A 20,555-nucleotide genomic window follows, 5' to 3' on the forward strand; every position below is an offset into this window, starting at 1 on the left:
TATTTATTCTTTAGAGGAGCCATAGTCAATAATAGTCATCTTTATGTCGTAAGAGATGGGGACGTGACTGAAAATATCATCCCAGTTGTCCTTCACCTTCTTCCAGACCTTGGGGTGCGAGATGCGAATCTGCTCTCCGAAGCCCGCAGCATCGGTATGATAGACATTCTGCAGCTTGTACAGAGCCTGTCCGAGCTGTTTGCGGGCTTGTTCCTCGAATTTTTCCTCGAGCTTCTGTAAAACAGTTGTCTGTTGAGGTGTGATGTCGGGCTGGCTCCAATCCTCAATCAGTCTGCCCTCCGAGCTAATTTTAATCTGAAAGGAGATGTCGTCTCCAGATACGATGGGGACGACCTTGGCGGAAGCATTCTTGATTTCGTAGGTAATGGCACGTCCATCTATCGTGTAGGTTTTAACAACACCACCAAATTTTTTTTCCGTAATCCAGGACAAACCTTCGACTTCCGCCTCGCTTAATTCACCGACCCACTTGTTGGTCTCCCCTTTGATAATGGCTGCACCTGATAGGTACTGTTCTCCTTCAGCGGACACGATATTTTGGAGCATGAAGCTGGATTTGGATCTAACGTTGTTTTCAAGCATGACCAAGGTGACTGGAGGTAGAATTTTCTGATTGCGGTAACGGTTGCGGTGGGCATCTCTTAGCCTGAAGGCCGGAATTTCTCCGGGGTGTTGGGAATTTAACACCTCAGAAGCTTTGCCGTGACTGATCATAACCAGACAGCTCTCTCGAATGTCATTATCCCTGAATATGGAGTCAAAGATCTGTCCCATGCCGTACTGCTTGGCCAGTTCGCTGGACACTACAACGACCTTCAGGTGAAGTCCGACCAACGGCCGTTCATTCCGTAATGCGAATTGGCGGAACACCTGTAGGATCGAATCTCCGGTCAGCTGTTGATTTTGATAGGACCCCCCTTGTGAACCGGATGAGGGGCTGCCTTGACCGCCTTGCTTCTGAGAACTTCCGGCCGGGGCAATTTGTACCGTGACTGTCACTGTGTTCATTTTGGGGTAGTGGCCACCCTGTTCGTTGGCTTCCTGTTCAAATTTTGAAGGACTACCTACATCGAGTCCAAGCCCAATGTATACACTCTGATCCTCTATTTCTCTGTGCCCCCAGCAACCGGTTGTAATCACCTGCAGCACAATGAAGGTCAGCATCAGCCCAATTCGCATGGTTCTGCTCATTTCCGCCTCATTCCTTTCTTTCGGATGACGCTGACAAGGAGAAGTATAGGCGGAAAGCCGCCGAACAAGATGATCGATGCTACACCTAGCATTTCCCCCAGCTTGACGGTCTCCATAAGAGTTTTCGGGACCATGGATACAATAAAGATCAATGGCAGCGTCACAAACAGGAGTGAATTTGGTTTTTTATTAAACATCGTCGAACATCCAAGAGAAGCAGCGTAGTGCATAATTGAGAAGGAGGTGAACATCTGCATAATCCAAATAACCAGCATCAGCGATTCGAAGCGTTCAAAGATGAGTCCTTGGTATTCGTAGCTCCGAACAAGAGTAAGGGTTGGATAGGTTTTGTTTGCGGTTGCATATAGGCCTAGGACGCCTATGGATAGAATCACTGTAATCAAAATGATCATTGTGGGTATCCATACACCGGCGTGCAGGGCGCGTATTCCTTGTTTCGGTGTTTTCATAAAAGCTATGAGAATGAATAGAATCTCGTAGCCGGTAAGGGCCGAAAGAGCAGGCATGATCCCGTGAAGAACAGGTGTGATGCCTGCCCCCAGCACGGGCCGCAACTGCTTGATATCGAATAGGTTTAGGCTGGACAGAATGCACACCATGAAAAAAATAAGGGTAATCGGCAACACGATTTCATTAAGCCTGGCCATGCTGTTGATGCCGCCAACGTTCAGGTAGAGGGCAATCCACATAAAAGCCATAATAATGGACCATCTTGGCGTGCCTTCAAGCAGAAAATCGCTGGTGACTTCGGTCATCATTCTGAGCTCATAGGCAGACATGGTGATGAAATAGACGATCATAATAATGATAATCACATAGGCTACCGATTTCCCTGTAATTTCCGGCATGAACTCATAGAGCGTCTTTCCCCTGAATCGCTGGCATAACCAGAGGATGAACAAGCCCGCCAAGAAGCAGATGAGGCCGCTAAGGATGACGGATATCCATATATCCGGAGTCCGGGCGGCTTCAAGCAGGTTCCTCGAAATCGTCATAATACTAGCGCCGAGGGTATAGTTAATCACTAGAACAGCTGCCTGTGCAGTGGTGATTTGATCTGTATGTTTGTTCGTTGTGCTGACCATAGAAGCAAACCTCTTTCTACTCAGTTCGTCCTGCGATCCTTATCACGGGGATTAAGCATGGCTGGGCGCTGTTTTAAGATTTTCAAAGGGGAGCGGATAACATAATCCTTCCAGTCCCGAAAACGATACGGCACCAATGGACTTAGATATGGGATGCCAAAGCTCCTCAGTTTCACCAAGTGAGAGCAGATCAGGAGGAAAAACATGATCACACCATACAACCCGAATATGCCTGCAAAGATCATAGCGGTAAAACGGAGAATGCGAAGCGTGATACCCGCACTGTATACAGGGATGGTGAAAGAGGATATCGCCGTTACCGCTACGACAATGATCAGAAACGGACTTACGATCCCGGCATTGACAGCCGCATCGCCAATGATAAGACCCCCGACGATACCCATGGCGGGGCCGATCGGCTTAGGCAGGCGGATCCCGGCCTCACGAAGAATCTCTATCGACAGCTCCATAATGAAGGCCTCGATAATGGACGGGAAAGGCAGCCCTTGTCTAGACTCGACGATGGACAGCGCAAGGCTGGTTGGTATCATACCGGAGTGATACGATATGAACGAAATGTACAGCGACGGGGCCCATAAGGCCAGGAATGCGGCAGAAAACCTCAAGAGTCGAACGAAGGAGCCTGAGATCCATCGTTCATAATAATCCTCCGGGGATTGCAATAGCATGCTGAACGTAACGGGCATGATTAAGGCAAACGGCGTCCCGTCCAGCAAAATAGCGGCTCTGCCTTCGAGAATAGCCCCGATAACTCTGTCCGGTCTCTCCGTATTTTGCAGTTGCTGAAACGGGCTTAGCGTGCTGTCCTCTATCAGCTGTTCGATATACCCTGAATCCATAGGGTCATCGATGGCCATTCTGCGTATCCGCGAATCAATCTCGTTGATCAGCTCCTGGTTGGCAATATCCTTCATATAGATGAGAACAAGCTCCTTCTTAACGCGGGTGCCCACCTCGTACTTCTTCATTACCATTCCTTCATCCTTGCCATGCATACGGAGCAGCCCCATGTTCTCGCCAATTCTTTCCGTGAATCCGATGCGTGGGCCGCGAAGGAGCGCTTCTGAAATAGGGTCCTCCACGTTTCGACTTTTTCCTTTGGCCATTCCGACGAGGAAGAATCCCTTCATACCCTCAATCAGCAAGCCTGAGCTTCCGTTCAGTACTCCCTGCACGAACGGTTGTAGCTTCTCACCCCATCGAAGATGACTGACGGTGAGGAGGTGGCTTTCTAAATAAGCTTGGATTGACTCGCTGGACTGCTCGAAATCCTCCCGGTCTGCCTCGGGGACTCCTTCTCTCATTAATGGAGCGATCAGATGGCTGTCAATCAGGTTGCTGTTCGCTAATCCTTCCACATAGACAACGACGGCCCGGCAGGAGGTTCCTCTGATGGTGAATTCGCGAAAATGGACATCTGCATTATGCGCCATGCTTTCTTGAAGCATTTGCAGATCTTGGTCGTATTGCCCTGTTCCCGAAATTTCGGATAGACTTGATTCCCGCTTAACATTCTTGCTCTTGTCTAAATGAAGGGAGAACACGGACCGAATGGAGTCTCGCAATCTTCTCGAGACCCATACAAACAAGATGGGGATGAGGATAACGAGGGTAGATTGTACAAAAACACTCCATTTCGGAATATAGAACATTACGGTAGACAGCAACCTGATCACCCCGATTCTGGCATGGTAGATATCAGGTGTATTTTTACCACAGGTTGGAGTGTTTATTCCTTTATTTTCTTTTCCACGCATAATTTATGAAACATATCGATATGCATAAGGCCGGTCGGGGGCGTGTTGCCCGCGGTTGCATACCGATGTAAGGACTGCGGAACGGGTCGCTGCGTCCGTGCATCTGCGTCCGATACGGCAGGGATGTTCTTCGAGCATCCACCGTGCCGCGGCCGTTACTCGCCAGAGAGCAGACATCCTAGCGGCATTGGCGCATGCCAGGAACTCCCCTTGTGTTTATGCGGAAATTTTGGGACAATAAAGAGCGGATGTTAAAAACCAAGGCACGCGCCATCATGCATCGTGCTTCATGAATAGAAAGAGGAAGATCAATGAACAAACCATCCATTTATGGATTAACTTTTGAACAGTTAACGGACTGGCTCGGTGAACGGGGACATCGGAAGTTCCGGGCAGGGCAGGTATGGGAGCAGCTCTATCGCAAACGGGTGTCGGCTTTTTCCGATATGACCGAGGTGCGGGAGGACTGCGTGAAGCTGCTTGAGGATCATTATGAGATTATGACCTTGAAGGAGCATACGAAGCAGGAGGCGCTCGACGGAACCGTCAAGTTTCTGTTCCAATTGGTGGACGGAAATCTGATTGAGACCGTGCTGATGCGGCATAAATTCGGCTTGTCCGTCTGTGTGACGACCCAGGTAGGCTGCAACATCGGGTGCAGCTTCTGCGCCAGCGGCCTGTTGAAGAAGAGCAGGGACCTGACCTCGGGTGAGATTGTGGAGCAGGTGATGCAGGTTCAGCATCATCTGGATCAAGTCGGCAAGGGCGAGAAGGTCAGCCACATCGTTGTGATGGGCATCGGCGAGCCGTTTGACAATTATGTGCACATGGCGAATTTCATTCGCGTCATTAAAGATCATAAGGGGCTGGCGATCGGCCCGCGCCACATCACAGTCTCGACCAGCGGCCTGGCGGATAAAATCGTGGAGTTTGCCGACAGCGATCTGAACGTGAATCTGGCGATTTCGCTGCACGCTCCGAACAATGAACTGCGTACTCGCATTATGAAGATTAATAAAGCCATTCCGATCGAGAAGCTGATGACCGCCATTGATTACTATCTGGATAAAACGAATCGGCGCATCACGCTGGAGTACATCCTGCTCAAGGATGTCAACGATCAGCCGGAGCATGCGCTAGAACTGGCCGAGCTTGTAGGTGAGCGGCGGCATCTGGCTAACGTCAACCTCATCCCGTACAATCCGGTCGATGAGCACAGCCAGTATCAGCGCAGCTCCAAGGAGACCATCACCGCTTTCTACGATACGCTCAAGAAGCAGGGGATCAGCTGCAGCGTGCGTCTGGAGCACGGTACCGATATTGATGCCGCCTGCGGGCAGCTGCGCAGCAAGCAGATCAAGAAGGCGCAGTGATCGGGGAAATCATCGGAATTACGAGAAAATCCGCTAGAAATAGCGGATTTTTTTGTTGAGAATAACAATTGAACAACCTATGAAGTGGGTTTTGAGGTAAAATATAACTGAATCATTACATAGAGATGCTACTGAAGGCGAACGATGGCCGAGTGTATTCAGCAATAAGTGAGGGGACGACGACGTGCATTATTTTTTAGTCTATATCCTGTCGATGCTGTTAGGAGTAGGGCTAATCATGTATGGAAACCGAGGAAACAAGAGGCTGGAGAAGTACACGGGCATTTTCATCGTTAGTTTAAATGTGCTTGTTCCGGTCTTGGGTTTTATTGCCGGTGTGATCGACGGATTCAAATCGTAGTGAGGGTGGCTTGAATTTCAAGCCGATATCGCAATTGGAGGGAATATGAAGGACATTGTATATATACTGTATGTCGTTATCCTAGGCGGCATCGCGGTGTTCACGGGGGAGATTGTCACGTTTGTTATGCTGGGCGTCATTCTGATTGCTCTGCATAATATACTGAAGGTTCAACAAGAAATTTCAAGGAAGCTGGATCGTCTGAATCAGCGAGAGAGGGAATAGCTCCCGAGCCCGATCGACGCATTAGAGGGATATCGTCCGATAAATTGTACACCGTCGTCCAGTGACGAACAACGCCCCAATCCTTTCTGCCTGAGCAGGAGTGATCGGGGCGTTGTTTAGTATAGAGCAACGTATGGGATTATACAGCCAGTGTGAATGAACCGCATCCCATCCTCAAGGCAGTCTCTCGAATCTATTCTCTTGGGCATCAATTAACGCTAATTTGTAATTCAGCTTCTCCAGCGCTTTCATGAGCCTGCTGATTTGATCCTCCACTTTGTTCTTCTGGCTGAGGAGCATCATTTTTCTTAGAGGCAGTGTCCGATTTCCGCTTTTGTACAGCTCGGCATACTCTTTGATCTCGGCCAGAGGCAGTCCTGTCGAACGAAGGGCTTGAACCATCTCAACACAATCGACGTAGTGGTCGCTGAATTTGCGAACGCCGTTAGCGTCCCGGTCAACAGCGGGCAGTACGCCTTCTTTCTCATAGAAACGGAGTGTATACGGGGAAATGCCGGTTCTTTCCACAACTTCCTTCATCGTAAAAGCCATAAGCTATCGTCACCGCCTTTGTGTGCTTAGAGGTACTCTAATCTTATTGTACAGTCCGCGCTTGCTTTCCGTCCAATCTCCTCCCGCCGTTACAGGCATCAGGGTATGCATTTGACTTCGAGCAACTGTAACCCGGTAAGCTTAGAGAGAAATCTGAACTGAGGAAGAGGAGGGTTTACCCGTGACCAAAACAGTATTGATTACAGGCAGCTCCACCGGGCTTGGTTATACGGCAGCACAGAAATTTGCCCGAGAAGGATGGAATGTCATTGCGACCATGCGCAAGCCGGATCAAAGGCTGGCGGAGATCTACCCGGAGCGGATTGCCGTCTACGAGCTGGATGTGACGAAGCCGGCGACGATTAAAGCTGCGATCCAGGCAGGTGTGGAGAGGTTCGGCCGGATTGATGCGGTCGTGAATAACGCCGGTGTCAGTGTCCTGTCGATATTCGAAGCAACACCGATGGAGGTGGTGCGCAGCGTTTACGATACGAATGTCTTCGGCGTCATGAATGTCATCCAGGCGATTACGCCCTATTTTCGTGAACAAGGGGGTGGAACGATCGTTAACGTCACCTCGAATGTCGGCTTCACATCCAATCCGCTGTTGTCGATTTATGTGTCTACCAAGCATGCGGTTGAAGGGCTGACTGAATCTCTGTCCTACGAACTGGAATCGCAAAATATCAAGATTAAGCTTGTGGAGCCGGGCGCGATGCGCACGACAAACTTTGCTGCGAATACGATGGCTGCGACCGAAGGTGTGTCGGTCCCGCCCGCGTATAAGCCTTATTATGATTATATGATGAATACGATGATGAACTATCCGTTTGATAATGCGGACGAGAACCAGGTTGCGGATCAGGTGTATGCCGCTGCCTGTGATCCGTCCATTCGGCTGCGCTACCTTGCAGGGCCGGATGCGGAGGAAACGGCGAGACTGAGGTGGACCCGCTCGGAAGAAGAGTATATGGCGACGATGCGTGATTTGCTGGGACAAACGGCTTGGCGCAACAGCCGGCCTGATGTTGAACAATGATGTGCAACTCTCTGTGACAAAGGTGGCTTGGAACATGGAAGATAGACTGCATCCTGAACTGAAGTCGATGTTTGCTGGTTTGCCGGAAGTTATCTACACGAGGGAGAACCTGGAGGAGAAAAGAATGGAGATGCAGCAATTTGCTGCGGCCATGGCGGCGACGCTGCCTGTGCATGAGGGGGTTCTGACCTCGGAACGGTATATTCCATGCGTGGCGGACGGTCCGGACGTCCGGATCAAAATTTACGAGCCGCGAGAGAAGAAGGGCGCGCTTCCGGGCCTTCTCTATATTCATGGCGGCGGATATATCCTCGGATCCGCTGATATGATGGATCCCGCTATGAAGCAGATGGTATCCGAGCTCGAATGCATCATCGTGTCAGTAGATTATCGGCTAGCGCCTGAGCATCCGTATCCGGCACCGCTGGAGGATTGCTATGCCGCGCTGAAGTGGTTCGCGGACCATGCCGAACAACTGGGAGGTGACAACTCCCGAATTGCTGTGATGGGCCCGAGCGCCGGCGGCGGATTGACCGCTGCGCTCTCCCTCCTGGCCAGAGATCGGCAGGGGCCTGCGATCATGTTCCAGATGCCTCTATATCCGATGATCGATGATCGGATGGTTACCCCGTCCAGCCAGACGATCACGGACGACCGGGTATGGAGCAAGGCCAAGACAGAACTGGCCTGGTCGTTGTATTTAGGGGAACGCGAAGACGGAGCGATCTCTCCCTATGCGGCCCCGGCTCGCGCAACCGACTTGTCCGGTCTTCCTCCAACGTATATCTGCGTTGGCGATCTGGACCCGTTTCGCGACGAAACGATCGAGTATGTGACCAGGTTGGCCGAGGCAGGAGTGCCTACGGAATTCCATCTCTACCCGGGGTGTTTTCATGGCTTCGAGGAGTATGTTCCCGGCGCCGAGATCAGTCAGCGTGCTGTGAATGAATACAAGACAGCATTGAAGCAAGCCTTGCATAAGTAACGATGCATGTGCATCCGCATGCGCCGGCATGATATAAGGATACGGGGAAGAAGCTGTGCACCATCCCGATCAGGTTAGCCAACAGCGGATTTGGGATATATACAACAATGTCGCGGTCAGCGCAATGCTGACCGCGACATTGTTTAATGTTTCGGGCGAATCCTTACTATAATGGGGCTCCGGTCTGCTCCTGGCGATAAGGCGGCTTGCCATTGCTGCCGGGGCTCTTCTTCTTCCTTCCCTGCGCGCCGATCAGCAGTGAACCGAACGGCAGCAGGCTGGCCAATTTGGCGATGCCAATCGAGCCTGCGGCAACGATCAGGAAGGTGATGAGGGTCGCGATCAGATGCGAGCCCTCCAGCTGCATCGGCCGGGTGACCCCGGAGACCAGCATCAGCACAAACGCATGGGCGAGGAATCCGCCGAATGAATGGCGGCCGACGAACAGCATGAACCGCTTCATCATCCCGCCATGCCGGTCGATGATGACGGCCAGGCCATAGACAGCCATCAACTGGGCGACAATGAGCAGGAAGATGGTCGGCCGCAGGTAAGTAGAGGCCCCCAGCATCATGCTCGTTGTCGATATCCCCAGCAGCTCATATCCCGCCCAGATGTACAGGAGAATGAACGCCAGTCCGCTTGCCAGCAGACTGCTGACGGCAACCCGGCGAAACCGGTCCAGTCCGTACGCGCACACCGCTCCGAGCAGAAAATAGAAGAAATAGAACACAAACCATTTGGACCGATGGACCATCAGCCATTCCCAGAAACCCCCGATGGCGGCAGCGCTGGCGCCGGCCCGGTAATAGGAAAACCAGGTCAGTGCCCCGTATACGATAGCCGCACCTGCCACCAGCATAAGAGTGCGCCGGAATGCCTGCTCAGGCTCCCGCTGAATGAAGCTGTGCACAGGCTTGGCCAGTCTCAGCAGCAGCGGCAGCAGCAGGTAAAACTGGAAGATCATCAGGATGAACCACAGATGATAGCCATAGCTTGGCTCTACCAGCTGACGGACAAGCGTGGTCCACGTGCCGGCTGCGGTGAACGAATGGCCGGATATGATGCTGACGGACACCCAATAAATGACGGTCCACGTCAGGAACGGTACCAGAATATCGGTTGCCCGCTTCCGCACGTACGTTAGATAATTCAGCTTCTCCGCGTAGTTATAGAACAGGATCAGCCCGGACAGAAACACGAAGGTCGGCGTGCCAAACCGGGTGAAGTGAAACAGCATGCCCAGCATGACCGCATCCGGCTGCGCGATGTCCGGTCTATATATATATTCTGCAATGCAATGCTGCATTGTGATCGCCATGAAAGCCATTGCCCGCAGCAAGGTCACTTCCTCAATGCGCTCTTTTCTCATCGTCTCCCCTCCGTTCTCTCTATTTACAAATCTGTGAGATGATGTCATGTTCGTTCGAGCCATTATAACAAAAAAACTGCGAAAAAGGCACACCTCATCCAGTTCCATATTCATCCCCCTGTTCTTCAAAGCAAGGCGCTCGAAAAATCACATTGACAATCGAGCAAGCCCGGCGATAATATATACTGAACGTTCGGTATAAATGAATGAATACACAAGAGATGAACCTGGGGGAGCGAGAGATGAAAGCATTGGCAACCAGAAACAACGGAGCGATTTTATTGCTCATGTTTAATATATTTATAGGATTTGTAGGTGTCGGTCTGGTCATTCCGATCATGCCAACCTATATGAATGTGCTGGGTATTTCCGGAACGATGGTCGGTTTTCTCGTGGCTGTATTTTCGTTAACTCAATTTCTGGTGGCCCCGTATGCGGGAAGCTGGTCAGATCGTTATGGGCGTAAATGGATCATCGTTGCCGGCCTGTTCATATTTGCGTTATCCGAACTGCTCTTCGGTCTGGCAACGAATGCGCTGCTGCTCTTTATCGCAAGAATGCTCGGCGGCGTATCCGTCGCCTTTATCATGCCTGCTGTCATGGCTTATGTAGTCGATATTACGACAGAGGAGGATCGCGGCATGGGCATGGGCTGGATCAATGCGGCGATCTCGACCGGTTTTATCATCGGGCCGGCCATCGGCGGCTTTCTTGCCGAGTATGGTCTGCGGGTGCCTTTCTTTGCAGCGGCGGGAGCTGCAGCCTTGTCCGGTCTCGTGTCTATGCTGATTCTGCCGGAATCGCTGGACAAGAGCACGCGACTTGCCGCACAGAACCGGGAGGAACAGAAGGAGTCCCAGCTCGTGCAGCTGATGGGGTCTTATCGTACGCCTTATTTTACCGGGCTGTTGATCATCCTGATCATTTCGCTCGGACTATCACAGTTTGAGACGGTGCTGGGACTTTTCGTAGATCATAAATACGGGTATACCCCTGGCCAAATTGCGTGGCTGATCGCGGTTGGCGCTATCGTTGGCGCGGTGATGCAGCTCACCCTGTTTGGGCGATTGATCCATTGGATCGGGGAGAAGAGGCTGACGGTATATTGCCTGTTATTGATGGCCATATTCATGGTAACCACGATTTTCTCCGCGCAATATTGGATGATGCTCGTATCCGTGACGATCGTTTTCCTGGCGGTCGACTTCGTACGTCCGGCCATCAGCACGTATTTTTCCAGGATAGCGGGGAATGAGCAAGGGCTTGTCGCCGGGCTGAATGCGTCCTATACCAGTCTGGGGAATATCGGCGGCCCGATTCTGGCAGGAGCCCTGTTCGATATCGAGATCAACTCTCCGTTCCTGCTCGGCAGTCTCATCGCCCTGGTGGGCTGGATGTTCAGCCTGCGCTGGATTCACAAACCGGTGGAGCGGCCAGCCGATACGGCAAGATAAGCGGGCTTGTTGATGTCGGGGCGCGCATGCGCCCCGGGCGGTTAATCCAGCGAAAAGCACGAAGGAGAGATAATGAAGGGAGCAAATTCGTGAATCGAAAAAAGGAGCAAGGGGAACAAACGAAGAAACAGGTAGCTGAAGCAGCCAAACATTTATTTGCCCAGAAGGGCTACAAGGGAACCTCCATCGAGGACATCGCAGCGGCCACGGGCAAGAGCAAAGGCAACATCTACTATCACTTCGGCAGCAAGGAAGGACTATTTCAATATCTGCTGGATGAATGGGACCGGGATTGGCTGGAGCAATGGAGAGAGAGGGAATCCACCTGGTTCACCATTACCGAGAAGCTCCAGGGTCTGGCTGAACATATTGTGAAGAATGACCTGAACCATCCGCTGACCAAAGCGATGGACGAGTTTCTCAGTAGCGAGTGGGACAACAGTGAAGTACAAGACAAGGTGACGGAGTTCTATACGGCGCAGATTACCTTCTATCAGGAAATTTTGCAGGCGGCCATGGCAGACGGGCAGATCCAGCAGCATGATGCGCGGATGCTCGCCGTCATTCTTGGTGCCCTGATGATGGGCCTTGGCGAGATGTCCCGGCGCACCCAGGTGAAAGATACACTCGAGCTGTATCGCCAAGCGATGCATGTCTTTCTGCAAGGGACGCTGGACCCGGGGACCTGAACAGATCAGGGCGTAGGGATGGCCTACGCCTCGACCTGCATATGCGGACATCTTTTCTTCAATTCATCGATAAACCTCTCCGGCTCCTCCGGCGAAATCTTCACACTCCCAAACGCCGCTGTCGTATAGAAGATCTCAAGCCCCTCGCGCGCGGACATCACCCGATAACCGGTATAGATGGCTGTTGTCGGCGCAGTCTTAGTGATGCTCTGATAAGGAATTCGGCTTCGAAACGGACCTCCGCTCACAAGTAAATCCTCTTGACGAAATACATATTTAATGGACAAGGTGCACCACAACAGAAAGGCTGTTATCGCCCCGAATATGCAGCTCAGAACGACAATGACCTCCAGTATATTGCCCCCCTCAAGAAATAGCGGCCAGAAGGTTGCGAGCGCCAGGATCAGTATGATGATCATAAGAAATCTTTTATAAAACCGGTCTACTTTCGAACGATAAATCATCCCATGATCAGCCCCTTTAATAAGTGATATGGAAACAGCTTTGAACGTCTATTATATCGCATTCTCCGCCGCCTTAGCGTCATTACTTAGGATAAGCCGTCATGGCATATAATGAATATCGGGCAATTATACCGAACGTTCGGCTGGAGGAATGTTGCAACTGTCATAGTCAAGGCCGGATATGTAAAGTATAGTAAGAACATCAGCGGCGGATTTCAAGTTCGATCTGCGGGCACGTTTATTTATGAGACGATCGGCTGGAGAGAGCGCTGGCGGATGTGCAGACCTATCTGCCGAATATCCAAATTGTCGTAAATATTTAACAGCAAGCGTCAACAAATTTACATCACTGTAAACCTCTTGAGGCCGGAATTATGTTATCCTAGACATACTTAGCTGTGCGCCCGGATCAATGTGTGCGCATTCATATTCCAATTAGGGAGGGGATAATCCGTGAATATTGAAGTGCGTTTATGCCCGAAGGAACAGTCATTTATCATTCATAACTTGTATCCGCTGTACTTGCATGACATGTCTGAGATATGGGGAACCCGACCTAATCCGTACGGTATCTTTGATGAAGATGCCGGCGTAAGAACGCTGAGTGAGTTGAGCGAACGGCATGAGAACTGGTGGGAGCAGCCATCCGATCTCTTTCCATACCTGATCACAGTGGACGGCAGCGCAGCGGGATTCGCGCTTGTGACTGATGAGTCGGAGGCATCCTCCCCGAACACAAAGTATCATCTGAACGATTACTTTGTGCTGCGCGCTTATCGGCGGCAGGGTGTCGCTCAGAAGGCAGCGGTGCAATTATTCAACCAGCTTCAAGGCGGCTGGGAGCTTCAGACGAATTCGAGCGAGCGGAATATGACAAGCCAGATTTTCTGGCGGAGAACGCTGGATACGTATACCGGCGGGAAATACACCGAGGGCAAAGGCGTTCACCCGAAAAAAGGAGACATGCTGGTCTTCCGGTTCAGCAGCAACAGATAAACGCCCCGGTGACACGGAATCAGGCGGGGACTGCGTATAAGACGGTCTGGCGCCTCTTGACGGAAGCCGATAGTTGGGATAGACTAATAAAAATTTGAAATGCACTGATGAGGAAGCCGATATCGTTGGAGCTGGTTCAGAGAACTGCTGGCAGGTGCGAAGCAGTCAGCGGCGATAGAGATGGCCGTCGCCTCGGAGCAGGTGCGCTGAAGGTTACATAAGCTGTGTAGGCGCATCCGGAATCCCGCCGTTATGTATCGGGAAGCATCCGCTTAGGAGTCTTGCGAATGATGCAGGCTTCATGCGGTGTTGAGGCGCGCGCCGGGAACGGTGCGAAGTTGGGTGGTACCGCGGATTGAACTCCGTCCCTTGTGGGGCGGAGTTTTTTGGTGCAGCTGGAGGGTTATAGGCCAGATACTTATTAGGAACGAGTATCGTTTGGCATGATTCAATAAATAACTAGAACATGAAGGCATATAAGCCGATAGCACTGTTCTAAGAGGAGATGGATAACAATGGTTCATACAATTGCAATCGAGCCGACAACCAACAAGAAGCCGAAGCCTTCGGGCGAGCGCCTGGAGTTCGGGACGGTATTTACCGATCATATGTTCATGCTTGATTATGATGAGGGCAAGGGCTGGCATGACCCGCGCATCGTGCCGTATCAGCCGATTGAGCTGGATCCGGCGGCCAAGGTTTTCCATTATGGCCAGACCGTATTTGAAGGGCTGAAGGCCTACCTGACGGAGGATCAGCGAACGCTTCTGTTTCGTCCCAACAAAAATATCGAGCGTTTGAACCTGTCCAATCATCGTCTAAGCATCCCGGCGCTGGATGAAGAGCTGGTTATGCAGGCGATTTCGGAGCTCGTGCTGATTGACCGCGACTGGATTCCTTCCGAGCCGGGAACGTCGCTGTATATTCGTCCGTTCGTGTTTGCAACCGAACCGCTGCTGGGGGTTGCCCCATCGCGTCAGTATAAGTTCATGATCATTCTGTCCGTCGTTGGCTCCTATTATCAAGAGGGCATTAACCCGGTCAGCATCTATGTGGAGCCGAATTATGTCCGGGCCGTAACCGGCGGCGTGGGGCATGCCAAGACGGCAGGAAACTACGCGGCCGGCTTGAAGGCACAGGAGGAAGCCCATGAGAAAGGGTATTCGCAGGTGCTGTGGCTGGACGGGGTTCATCGCAAATATATCGAAGAGGTCGGGAGCATGAACGTCTTCTTCAAGCTGGGGGATACCGTTGTGACCCCGGCGCTGAACGGAAGTATCCTGAACGGGGTGACGCGGAATTCGGTGCTGGAGCTGCTGCGCCACTGGAACATTCCGGTCGAGGAGCGGGCGCTGTCCATCGACGAAATTGCGGAAGCCCATCGCAGCGGCCAGCTGATTGAAGCGTTTGGCACCGGCACGGCAGCTGTAATCTCACCGATTGGCGCTTTGGAATGGCAGGGGAATAAGATGGTCATTCACGGGGGAACAACCGGCGAGCTGTCCAAGCGGGTGTATGATACGATTACGGGCATTCAGCGCGGAACGATGGAAGATCCGTTCGGCTGGACGGTGGAGCTATCCCGTTAATCATCCGGCGCGCGGCGGCTGTGAGGATCGCACTGCGTCTGCTCGCGGTCAAGCGAGGTGATCCGGTGCCCCGGGCCGTTGTAACCAAGCGGGGAAAAGAAAAAGGACCTTGCCGCTTATGGGAGATGGATTCCCGTGAGCGGACAAGGTCCTTGTTGTTATGCTCTTACGATCAGCGTGCAGAGGGGATAGAGCCCGGCGACTGACTGGAGCCGGAACTAGAGCTTGAGCTCGCGCTGGCGCGCAAGGCCTGGTGCCAGCATTCATATCTGTTCCAGGCGGCGCCGCGCTCGAGCAGGGACTTGCATGTATAGATCCCTTCCTCGATTGAATCGGCGCTGCCGCACAGGTGGAGCCGAACCGCCGCATTCAGCAGCACCTGATTGGTGAAGGCGATGTGCGCCTGGCCTTGCAGCACTTCCTCGGCGGTCTTCAGCTGCTCGGCTGCGGTCCAGTCCTTGTCGGGGGGAGTGGCCTCCAGGCCGAAGGTCTCCGGATCAATCATATGCATGTGCGATTCCCCGTCCTGGATCAGATGGACGCGGGTCGCCCGGTGGATGAACAGATCCTCTGATCCCTCTGTACCCTGCACGATGAGCGCTTTACGGTATTTGAGCGTCTCCATCAGCTGGCCCATCCGGTCGAACACGGTGCTGTGAAATACGCCATACACGATATAATCAGCGTGACTGTAATCCAGCAGCTTCTCTGCGGTATTCAGAATCGTTCGCATGCCAAGCTCCTCCCGGAGAGGCCGGAGCGCTTGCAGCGGCGGACACCACTGCTCGGCATCGACCAGCAGCACGCCGCTCTGTTTGGCTGCCATCAGGGCATGGTCGGGCAGGACGCTTGCCGAGTCGATGCCCTTCTGTCGTAGCAGATCCATCAGGGTTACGCCCCATTTAGGAGGCAGAGAGGCCATCCCGTGCAGCGTTACAGGTACACCGGCCGCGGCAAGCAGAAACGCGGTGGGGAAGGTGGCGTAAAAAGATGATTTTCGCCCGTCATACGGACCCGCGCAGTCCAGGCCCGCATGAGCCGATGAGCGGTATGTCCGCTCCCGCAGCACGTGCACGAACGCCTCCAATTCCTCGGCACTCTCCATCTTCATGCGTTCCGCAACGAAGAACGCTCCGATCTGGGCGGGAGTTGCTGTTCCATCTATTATCGACTCGGCTGCGGCAAGAGCTTCGCTGTAATTCAGATCACGGGCGCCCCGCTTGCCTCTGCCGACCTCTTTCAATATATCGATCATCGTCATCATCAGGACCTCCGTTTCGTCAATCACGTTCTCTCCCGCTACGACGAGGAAGCGGCCGATCGGTGGATCTCTTGGCCTGTTGGCCTCGCTGGGCAGGGAGTCTTGTCACATAGGACGTCACGCCATCAGGTGCTGATGAGCCTTAACAATGGAAGTCGCCACATCGACAATCCGCTTGCGCTCATTCATGGCTCTACGCCGCAGCAGATCATAGGCCTCCGCCTCGGATATCCGGTTAATGTCGCATAGAATGCCTTTGGCCATGTCAATCCATTTTCGCTCTTCAAGCTGGGCTCGCAGCTGCCGTCTTTCCGCATCCCACTGCTGCCGGTCGAAGAACTGCTTCGCTCCAATATGCAGCGCCCAGTGAAGCTCGGCGGGGCTCATGGTAGGCGTCATAATGCCATCGATTGGAACATCGTCCTCGCATGCGGCTGCTGATGCCGTTGCGGCGTACGGGCTGCACCACCACAGCAGCGGCATGGACTTCCACTCATTCAATGTCCTGTGCCAGGTGTTAAGCCTAGCCATAGGCAGATGGACGACCGCGGCATCGATGTCGTGAATACAGCGGGGGACATCCGCTGCGGAACAGGCGGTATATACTTGGTATCCACACTCGTTCAGGCTCTCCTCGGCCACCGCAGTGGATTCGATCGAGGTCTGTTCCTGCCCGGCGGCAGCGGAGCCCTGTTCATGAATAAGGAGTAAGCAGCGCATCGAAAGAAATCCCCCCTCATTGAGAAGCTGATTATCATCAGTTGCAATCGTACATGTCAATTAATATAACATATAAATCAAGGCTTGTTTCACGGGACGTTTAAGTTTCAATCCCAGTGTACTCCAGATGATAACTTATTTTCATTTTTTCATAAAGAGGGTAATTTCCCTGCAGCATCAAGAAAAACGATGGTTCCATCGCAGTTTGCAGTTCGGTCGATTAGGAAAAACGCTGCGGCTGTAGCGAATTTCCAATCCCGGGTGATAGGTAATAAAAGATTACGCAAGGATAGAAAAAATTTTTTTATCTCGAAAATTATGTAATGTATATTGACATGAAAACCGGCGTCTTATATAGTTAAGAGCAATAAAACCATAAAAACATTGTTCACGGATACAACGGTGTGTCCGGGTAGAAGCGGCAACGAAGCCTGCCTTCGCCAGATCAGAAGAGAGATGATGGATCTTTTTTCTTGGCGAATGCGGGCTTTTTCTGTTGTTTTTCACCCCTGAACATAGCCGAAAAGGAGAGAACCTGCGATGAACGAACCTAAGAAGTTAGTGCTGGTTGGCAACGGGATGGCGGGCGTAAGAACGATTGAGCATGTGCTGAAGCTGTCGCCCGGAGCGTATGAGATGACGGTATTTGGCGCGGAACCTTATCCGAATTATAACCGGATTATGCTCTCCAAGGTTCTGGCGGGCGGCACGGATATGAAGGAGATCATAATCAATGATCTGGATTGGTACGAATCGAACGGCATTCAGTTATATAAAGGAGATGCCGCTGTCCGGATTGATACGGACAACCGCAAGGTCATCTCTGAATCCGGTGTCGAGGCCTCGTATGATGCGCTCATTATCGCAACGGGCTCGAATCCGTTCATCCTTCCCATCCCGGGCGCCCGGAAGGAAGGCGTGATTGGTTTTCGGGACATCCATGACTGCAACAAAATGATCGAGGCGGCAAAGTCATACAAGAAGGCGGCGGTCATCGGCGGCGGATTGCTCGGACTGGAGGCGGCGCGGGGCCTGCTGAACTTGGGCATGGACGTCACGGTGGTCCATCTTGGCAAGCACTTGATGGATCGCCAGCTGGATGCCCCGGCTTCCGAAATGCTGCGCCGCGAGCTGGAAGAACAAGGCATGAACTTCCTGATGGAGAAGCAGACGGCTGCGATTATCGGCAGGCGCCGGGCTGAGGGGCTGGAGTTCGCGGACGGGAGCAGGCTGGAGGCCGATCTGGTGGTGATGGCCGTTGGCATTCTGCCGAATGTGGAATTGGCTAAATCGGCCGGGCTTCAGGTCAACCGCGGCATTATCGTGGATGATTACCTGCAGACAAGCGCTCCGGGCGTGTATGCGGTCGGGGAGTGTGCAGAGCATCGGGGGATTGCCTACGGGCTAGTCGCGCCGCTGTATGAGCAAGGGGCTGTGCTGGCCAAACGCCTGGCCGGCGTGGACACAGACGGATACGCGGGCTCGGTCACTTCGACCAAGCTCAAGGTATCGGGTGTGGATGTGTTCTCTGCCGGGATGTTCAATGATGCGGAGGGCACCCGCTCGCTGCGGTATCAGGATGACATTGACGGTGTATATAAAAAGATCGTGCTCAAGGACGACAGGCTGATCGGCGCCGTCTTGTTCGGGGATACGTCAGACGGTGCATCCTTATTCTCCCTGATCAAGAGCGGCGAATCTGTTGCGGGACGGGAGAAGGAGCTGCTGCTCGGCTACCAGACCGGACAGTCCTCGCTGTCGCCGCTCGCCCGGCTTGAGTCCTGCTCGGAGGATGAGATTATATGCGGCTGCAACGGTGTGACGAAAGGGCGCATCGTCGAGGCGATTGCCGACGGCAATCACACGGTAGGAAAGATCAAGGGCTGCACTAAGGCGTCGGCCTCCTGCGGCGGCTGCAGACCGGAGGTGGAAGGGCTGCTTCAGCTCTACGGCGGGGATATGGCCGGTGAGCCGGTCAAGGAGGGCATCTGCGGCTGCACGTCACTGAGCCGGGATGAGATTGTATCCAGCATCAAGGAGCTTCGCCTGCTCAGTGTCAAGGAGACGATGAACGTTCTGGGCTGGAGCGAGCCCGAAGGCTGCTCGAAATGCCGCCCTGCGCTCAACTACTATTTGGGCATGCTGTGGCCAGCAGAGTACGCTGACGAGAAGGAGTCGCGGTTCACGAACGAACGGTACCACGCCAATATTCAGAAGGATGGGACGTATTCGGTTGTGCCGCGGGTGTACGGGGGCGTAACCTCACCGGCTGATCTGAAGAAGATCGCGGCGGTAGCGGAGAAATACAATGTGCCGATGGTGAAGTTCACAGGCGGACAGCGGCTGGACCTGCTCGGGGTGAAGAAGGAGGACCTGCCGAAGATTTGGGAGGAGCTCGACATGCCGTCAGGCCACGCCTATGGCAAGACCCTTCGGACCGTGAAGACCTGCGTGGGCTCGACCTTCTGCCGATTCGGCACGCAGGACTCCATCGGGATGGGCATTGAGCTGGAGAAAGCATTCGAGCGTCTCAACACCCCTGCGAAGGTGAAGCTGGCGGTATCGGGCTGTCCGCGCAACTGTGCGGAAGCCACGATTAAAGATCTCGGTGTGGTTGCGATTGACGGCGGCTGGGAAATCTACGTCGGCGGCAATGGCGGGGTCAAGGTCCGGGCAGCGGACTTGCTCTGCACGGTGAAGACCGAGGAAGAAGTGATGGAATGGACCGGAGCCTACCTGCAGTACTACCGCGAGACGGCCAACTGGAATGAGCGGACTTCGGTCTGGCTTGAACGGGTGGGGCTTGATGCCATCAAGGCGGCTCTCGAGAAGCAGGAAGACCGTCAGGCGCTCGTATCCCGGATCGAGGAGACGCTGAGCCGGACAACCGATCCGTGGAAAGAAATCATCGAGAATCCGGAACTGCGCAAGAACTTCATGCCGCTGGCTGAAGCCGGAGCAGGTGCCGGTGAAACCTTGGGAGGTAGAAGGTCATGAGCAAAATATTTGTTGCGAATCTGGAGGATATCGATCCCAAAGGCGCGCGCACGCTTCGTATCGAGGATACGGAAATTGCGTTATTCAAGCTCAGTGACGGCAGCGTAAAAGCGGTGGAGAACCGGTGCCCGCATAAAGGCGGCAAGCTGTCTGAGGGCATGGTATGCGGAACGGCGGTGCACTGCCCGCTGCACGATTGGAAGATCGACCTGGCCAGCGGGCGCGTGTACGAGCCGGATGACGGATGCATTACGACCTTCCGGACGGAAATTGACGGCACAAGCGGTTCGGTCTATATCGTCCTCTAGACCGGATGCAGGTGCCGCGCGCGTGCGCTTAACAGAACGGTCTGGAGCTTCATGAATGACAATTACAGGGGGTG

At 53.1% G+C, this 20,555-nt stretch carries 19 protein-coding genes; 11 read left to right on the plus strand and 8 right to left on the minus strand.

The window, feature by feature from the left end; all coding sequences use genetic code 11:
- Window positions 1–3 precede the first annotated feature (3 nt).
- The 3 genes from MKX64_RS11200 to MKX64_RS11210 are packed head-to-tail and all read right to left on the minus strand — an operon-like array spanning window position 4 to window position 4,006.
- Window positions 4–1,212 carry a Ger(x)C family spore germination protein gene (locus tag MKX64_RS11200; protein WP_341035827.1) on the minus strand — a complete coding sequence of 403 codons (1,209 nt, stop codon included), beginning with the start codon at window positions 1,210–1,212 and terminating at the stop codon, window positions 4–6.
- Window positions 1,209–2,318, minus strand: coding sequence for a GerAB/ArcD/ProY family transporter (locus MKX64_RS11205; RefSeq protein ID WP_095398854.1), 1,110 nt, complete (start codon window positions 2,316–2,318; stop codon window positions 1,209–1,211). Before MKX64_RS11205 ends, MKX64_RS11200 begins: the two co-directional genes overlap by 4 nt.
- Window positions 2,319–2,338: 20 nt before the next feature.
- Entirely contained in the window at window positions 2,339–4,006 is a 1,668-nt protein-coding gene (locus MKX64_RS11210; RefSeq protein ID WP_425320438.1) for a spore germination protein, read from the minus strand.
- Between the two features lie 401 nt (window positions 4,007–4,407).
- On the opposite strand from MKX64_RS11210, the gene rlmN reads away from it, so the two are divergent.
- The 3 genes from rlmN to MKX64_RS11225 all read left to right on the plus strand — a co-directional run bounded on the left by rlmN (window position 4,408) and on the right by MKX64_RS11225 (window position 6,055).
- Window positions 4,408–5,469 (plus strand): 23S rRNA (adenine(2503)-C(2))-methyltransferase RlmN, encoded by a 1,062-nt coding sequence (rlmN, locus tag MKX64_RS11215; protein WP_095265077.1) that lies wholly within the window; start codon window positions 4,408–4,410, stop codon window positions 5,467–5,469.
- A 238-nt stretch (window positions 5,470–5,707) separates the two neighbouring features.
- On the plus strand, window positions 5,708–5,830 hold the full coding sequence (locus MKX64_RS11220) for a hypothetical protein (RefSeq protein ID WP_255223066.1): 123 nt from the start codon (window positions 5,708–5,710) through the stop codon (window positions 5,828–5,830).
- A 45-nt stretch (window positions 5,831–5,875) separates the two neighbouring features.
- Entirely contained in the window at window positions 5,876–6,055 is a 180-nt protein-coding gene (locus MKX64_RS11225) for a hypothetical protein (RefSeq protein ID WP_095265076.1), read from the plus strand.
- Between the two features lie 174 nt (window positions 6,056–6,229).
- Here the strand turns inward: MKX64_RS11225 and MKX64_RS11230 are convergent, their stop codons facing one another.
- On the minus strand, window positions 6,230–6,607 hold the full coding sequence (locus MKX64_RS11230; RefSeq protein WP_095265075.1) for a MerR family transcriptional regulator: 378 nt from the start codon (window positions 6,605–6,607) through the stop codon (window positions 6,230–6,232).
- A 181-nt stretch (window positions 6,608–6,788) separates the two neighbouring features.
- On the opposite strand from MKX64_RS11230, the gene MKX64_RS11235 reads away from it, so the two are divergent.
- Together MKX64_RS11235 and MKX64_RS11240 are read left to right on the plus strand one after the other, a co-directional pair.
- Complete coding sequence (locus MKX64_RS11235; RefSeq protein WP_095265074.1) at window positions 6,789–7,646, plus strand: SDR family oxidoreductase; 858 nt, start codon at window positions 6,789–6,791, stop codon at window positions 7,644–7,646.
- 34 nt (window positions 7,647–7,680) lie between these two features.
- The gene (locus MKX64_RS11240; RefSeq protein ID WP_095265073.1) at window positions 7,681–8,631 is read left to right on the plus strand and encodes an alpha/beta hydrolase; all 951 of its coding nucleotides are present in this window, start codon (window positions 7,681–7,683) and stop codon (window positions 8,629–8,631) included.
- A 166-nt stretch (window positions 8,632–8,797) separates the two neighbouring features.
- Here the strand turns inward: MKX64_RS11240 and MKX64_RS11245 are convergent, their stop codons facing one another.
- Window positions 8,798–10,003, minus strand: coding sequence for an acyltransferase (locus tag MKX64_RS11245; RefSeq protein WP_095398856.1), 1,206 nt, complete (start codon window positions 10,001–10,003; stop codon window positions 8,798–8,800).
- 242 nt (window positions 10,004–10,245) lie between these two features.
- Between MKX64_RS11245 and MKX64_RS11250 the strand changes: the two genes are divergently transcribed.
- Entirely contained in the window at window positions 10,246–11,457 is a 1,212-nt protein-coding gene (locus MKX64_RS11250; protein ID WP_095265071.1) for an MFS transporter, read from the plus strand.
- 89 nt (window positions 11,458–11,546) lie between these two features.
- A complete protein-coding gene (locus tag MKX64_RS11255; protein WP_330164076.1) occupies window positions 11,547–12,146 on the plus strand; it encodes a TetR/AcrR family transcriptional regulator in 600 nt (199 codons plus the stop codon).
- A gap of 23 nt (window positions 12,147–12,169) precedes the next feature.
- Here MKX64_RS11255 and MKX64_RS11260 read toward each other — a convergent pair whose 3' ends face one another.
- Window positions 12,170–12,610 (minus strand): PH domain-containing protein, encoded by a 441-nt coding sequence (locus MKX64_RS11260; protein ID WP_095265069.1) that lies wholly within the window; start codon window positions 12,608–12,610, stop codon window positions 12,170–12,172.
- A gap of 453 nt (window positions 12,611–13,063) precedes the next feature.
- Between MKX64_RS11260 and MKX64_RS11265 the strand changes: the two genes are divergently transcribed.
- Complete coding sequence (locus MKX64_RS11265) at window positions 13,064–13,606, plus strand: GNAT family N-acetyltransferase (protein WP_095265068.1); 543 nt, start codon at window positions 13,064–13,066, stop codon at window positions 13,604–13,606.
- Between the two features lie 515 nt (window positions 13,607–14,121).
- Window positions 14,122–15,195: a branched-chain amino acid aminotransferase gene (locus MKX64_RS11270; RefSeq protein ID WP_095265067.1), complete on the plus strand. Its 1,074-nt coding sequence runs from the start codon at window positions 14,122–14,124 to the stop codon at window positions 15,193–15,195.
- A 172-nt stretch (window positions 15,196–15,367) separates the two neighbouring features.
- Here the strand turns inward: MKX64_RS11270 and MKX64_RS11275 are convergent, their stop codons facing one another.
- Together MKX64_RS11275 and MKX64_RS11280 are read right to left on the minus strand one after the other, a co-directional pair.
- Window positions 15,368–16,456: an anthranilate phosphoribosyltransferase gene (locus MKX64_RS11275; protein WP_341036294.1), complete on the minus strand. Its 1,089-nt coding sequence runs from the start codon at window positions 16,454–16,456 to the stop codon at window positions 15,368–15,370.
- A gap of 117 nt (window positions 16,457–16,573) precedes the next feature.
- Window positions 16,574–17,176 carry an ANTAR domain-containing response regulator gene (locus tag MKX64_RS11280; protein WP_095265066.1) on the minus strand — a complete coding sequence of 201 codons (603 nt, stop codon included), beginning with the start codon at window positions 17,174–17,176 and terminating at the stop codon, window positions 16,574–16,576.
- Window positions 17,177–17,716: 540 nt separating this feature from the next.
- Here MKX64_RS11280 and nirB point away from each other — a divergent pair.
- Complete coding sequence (nirB, locus tag MKX64_RS11285; protein ID WP_095265065.1) at window positions 17,717–20,173, plus strand: nitrite reductase large subunit NirB; 2,457 nt, start codon at window positions 17,717–17,719, stop codon at window positions 20,171–20,173.
- On the plus strand, window positions 20,170–20,481 hold the full coding sequence (nirD, locus tag MKX64_RS11290) for a nitrite reductase small subunit NirD (RefSeq protein ID WP_095398861.1): 312 nt from the start codon (window positions 20,170–20,172) through the stop codon (window positions 20,479–20,481). Before nirB ends, nirD begins: the two co-directional genes overlap by 4 nt.
- Window positions 20,482–20,555: the final 74 nt, after the last annotated feature.

Origin of the sequence: Paenibacillus sp. FSL M8-0334, assembly GCF_038000405.1 — a bacterium.
Classification (GTDB): domain Bacteria; phylum Bacillota; class Bacilli; order Paenibacillales; family Paenibacillaceae; genus Paenibacillus_AQ; species Paenibacillus_AQ campinasensis.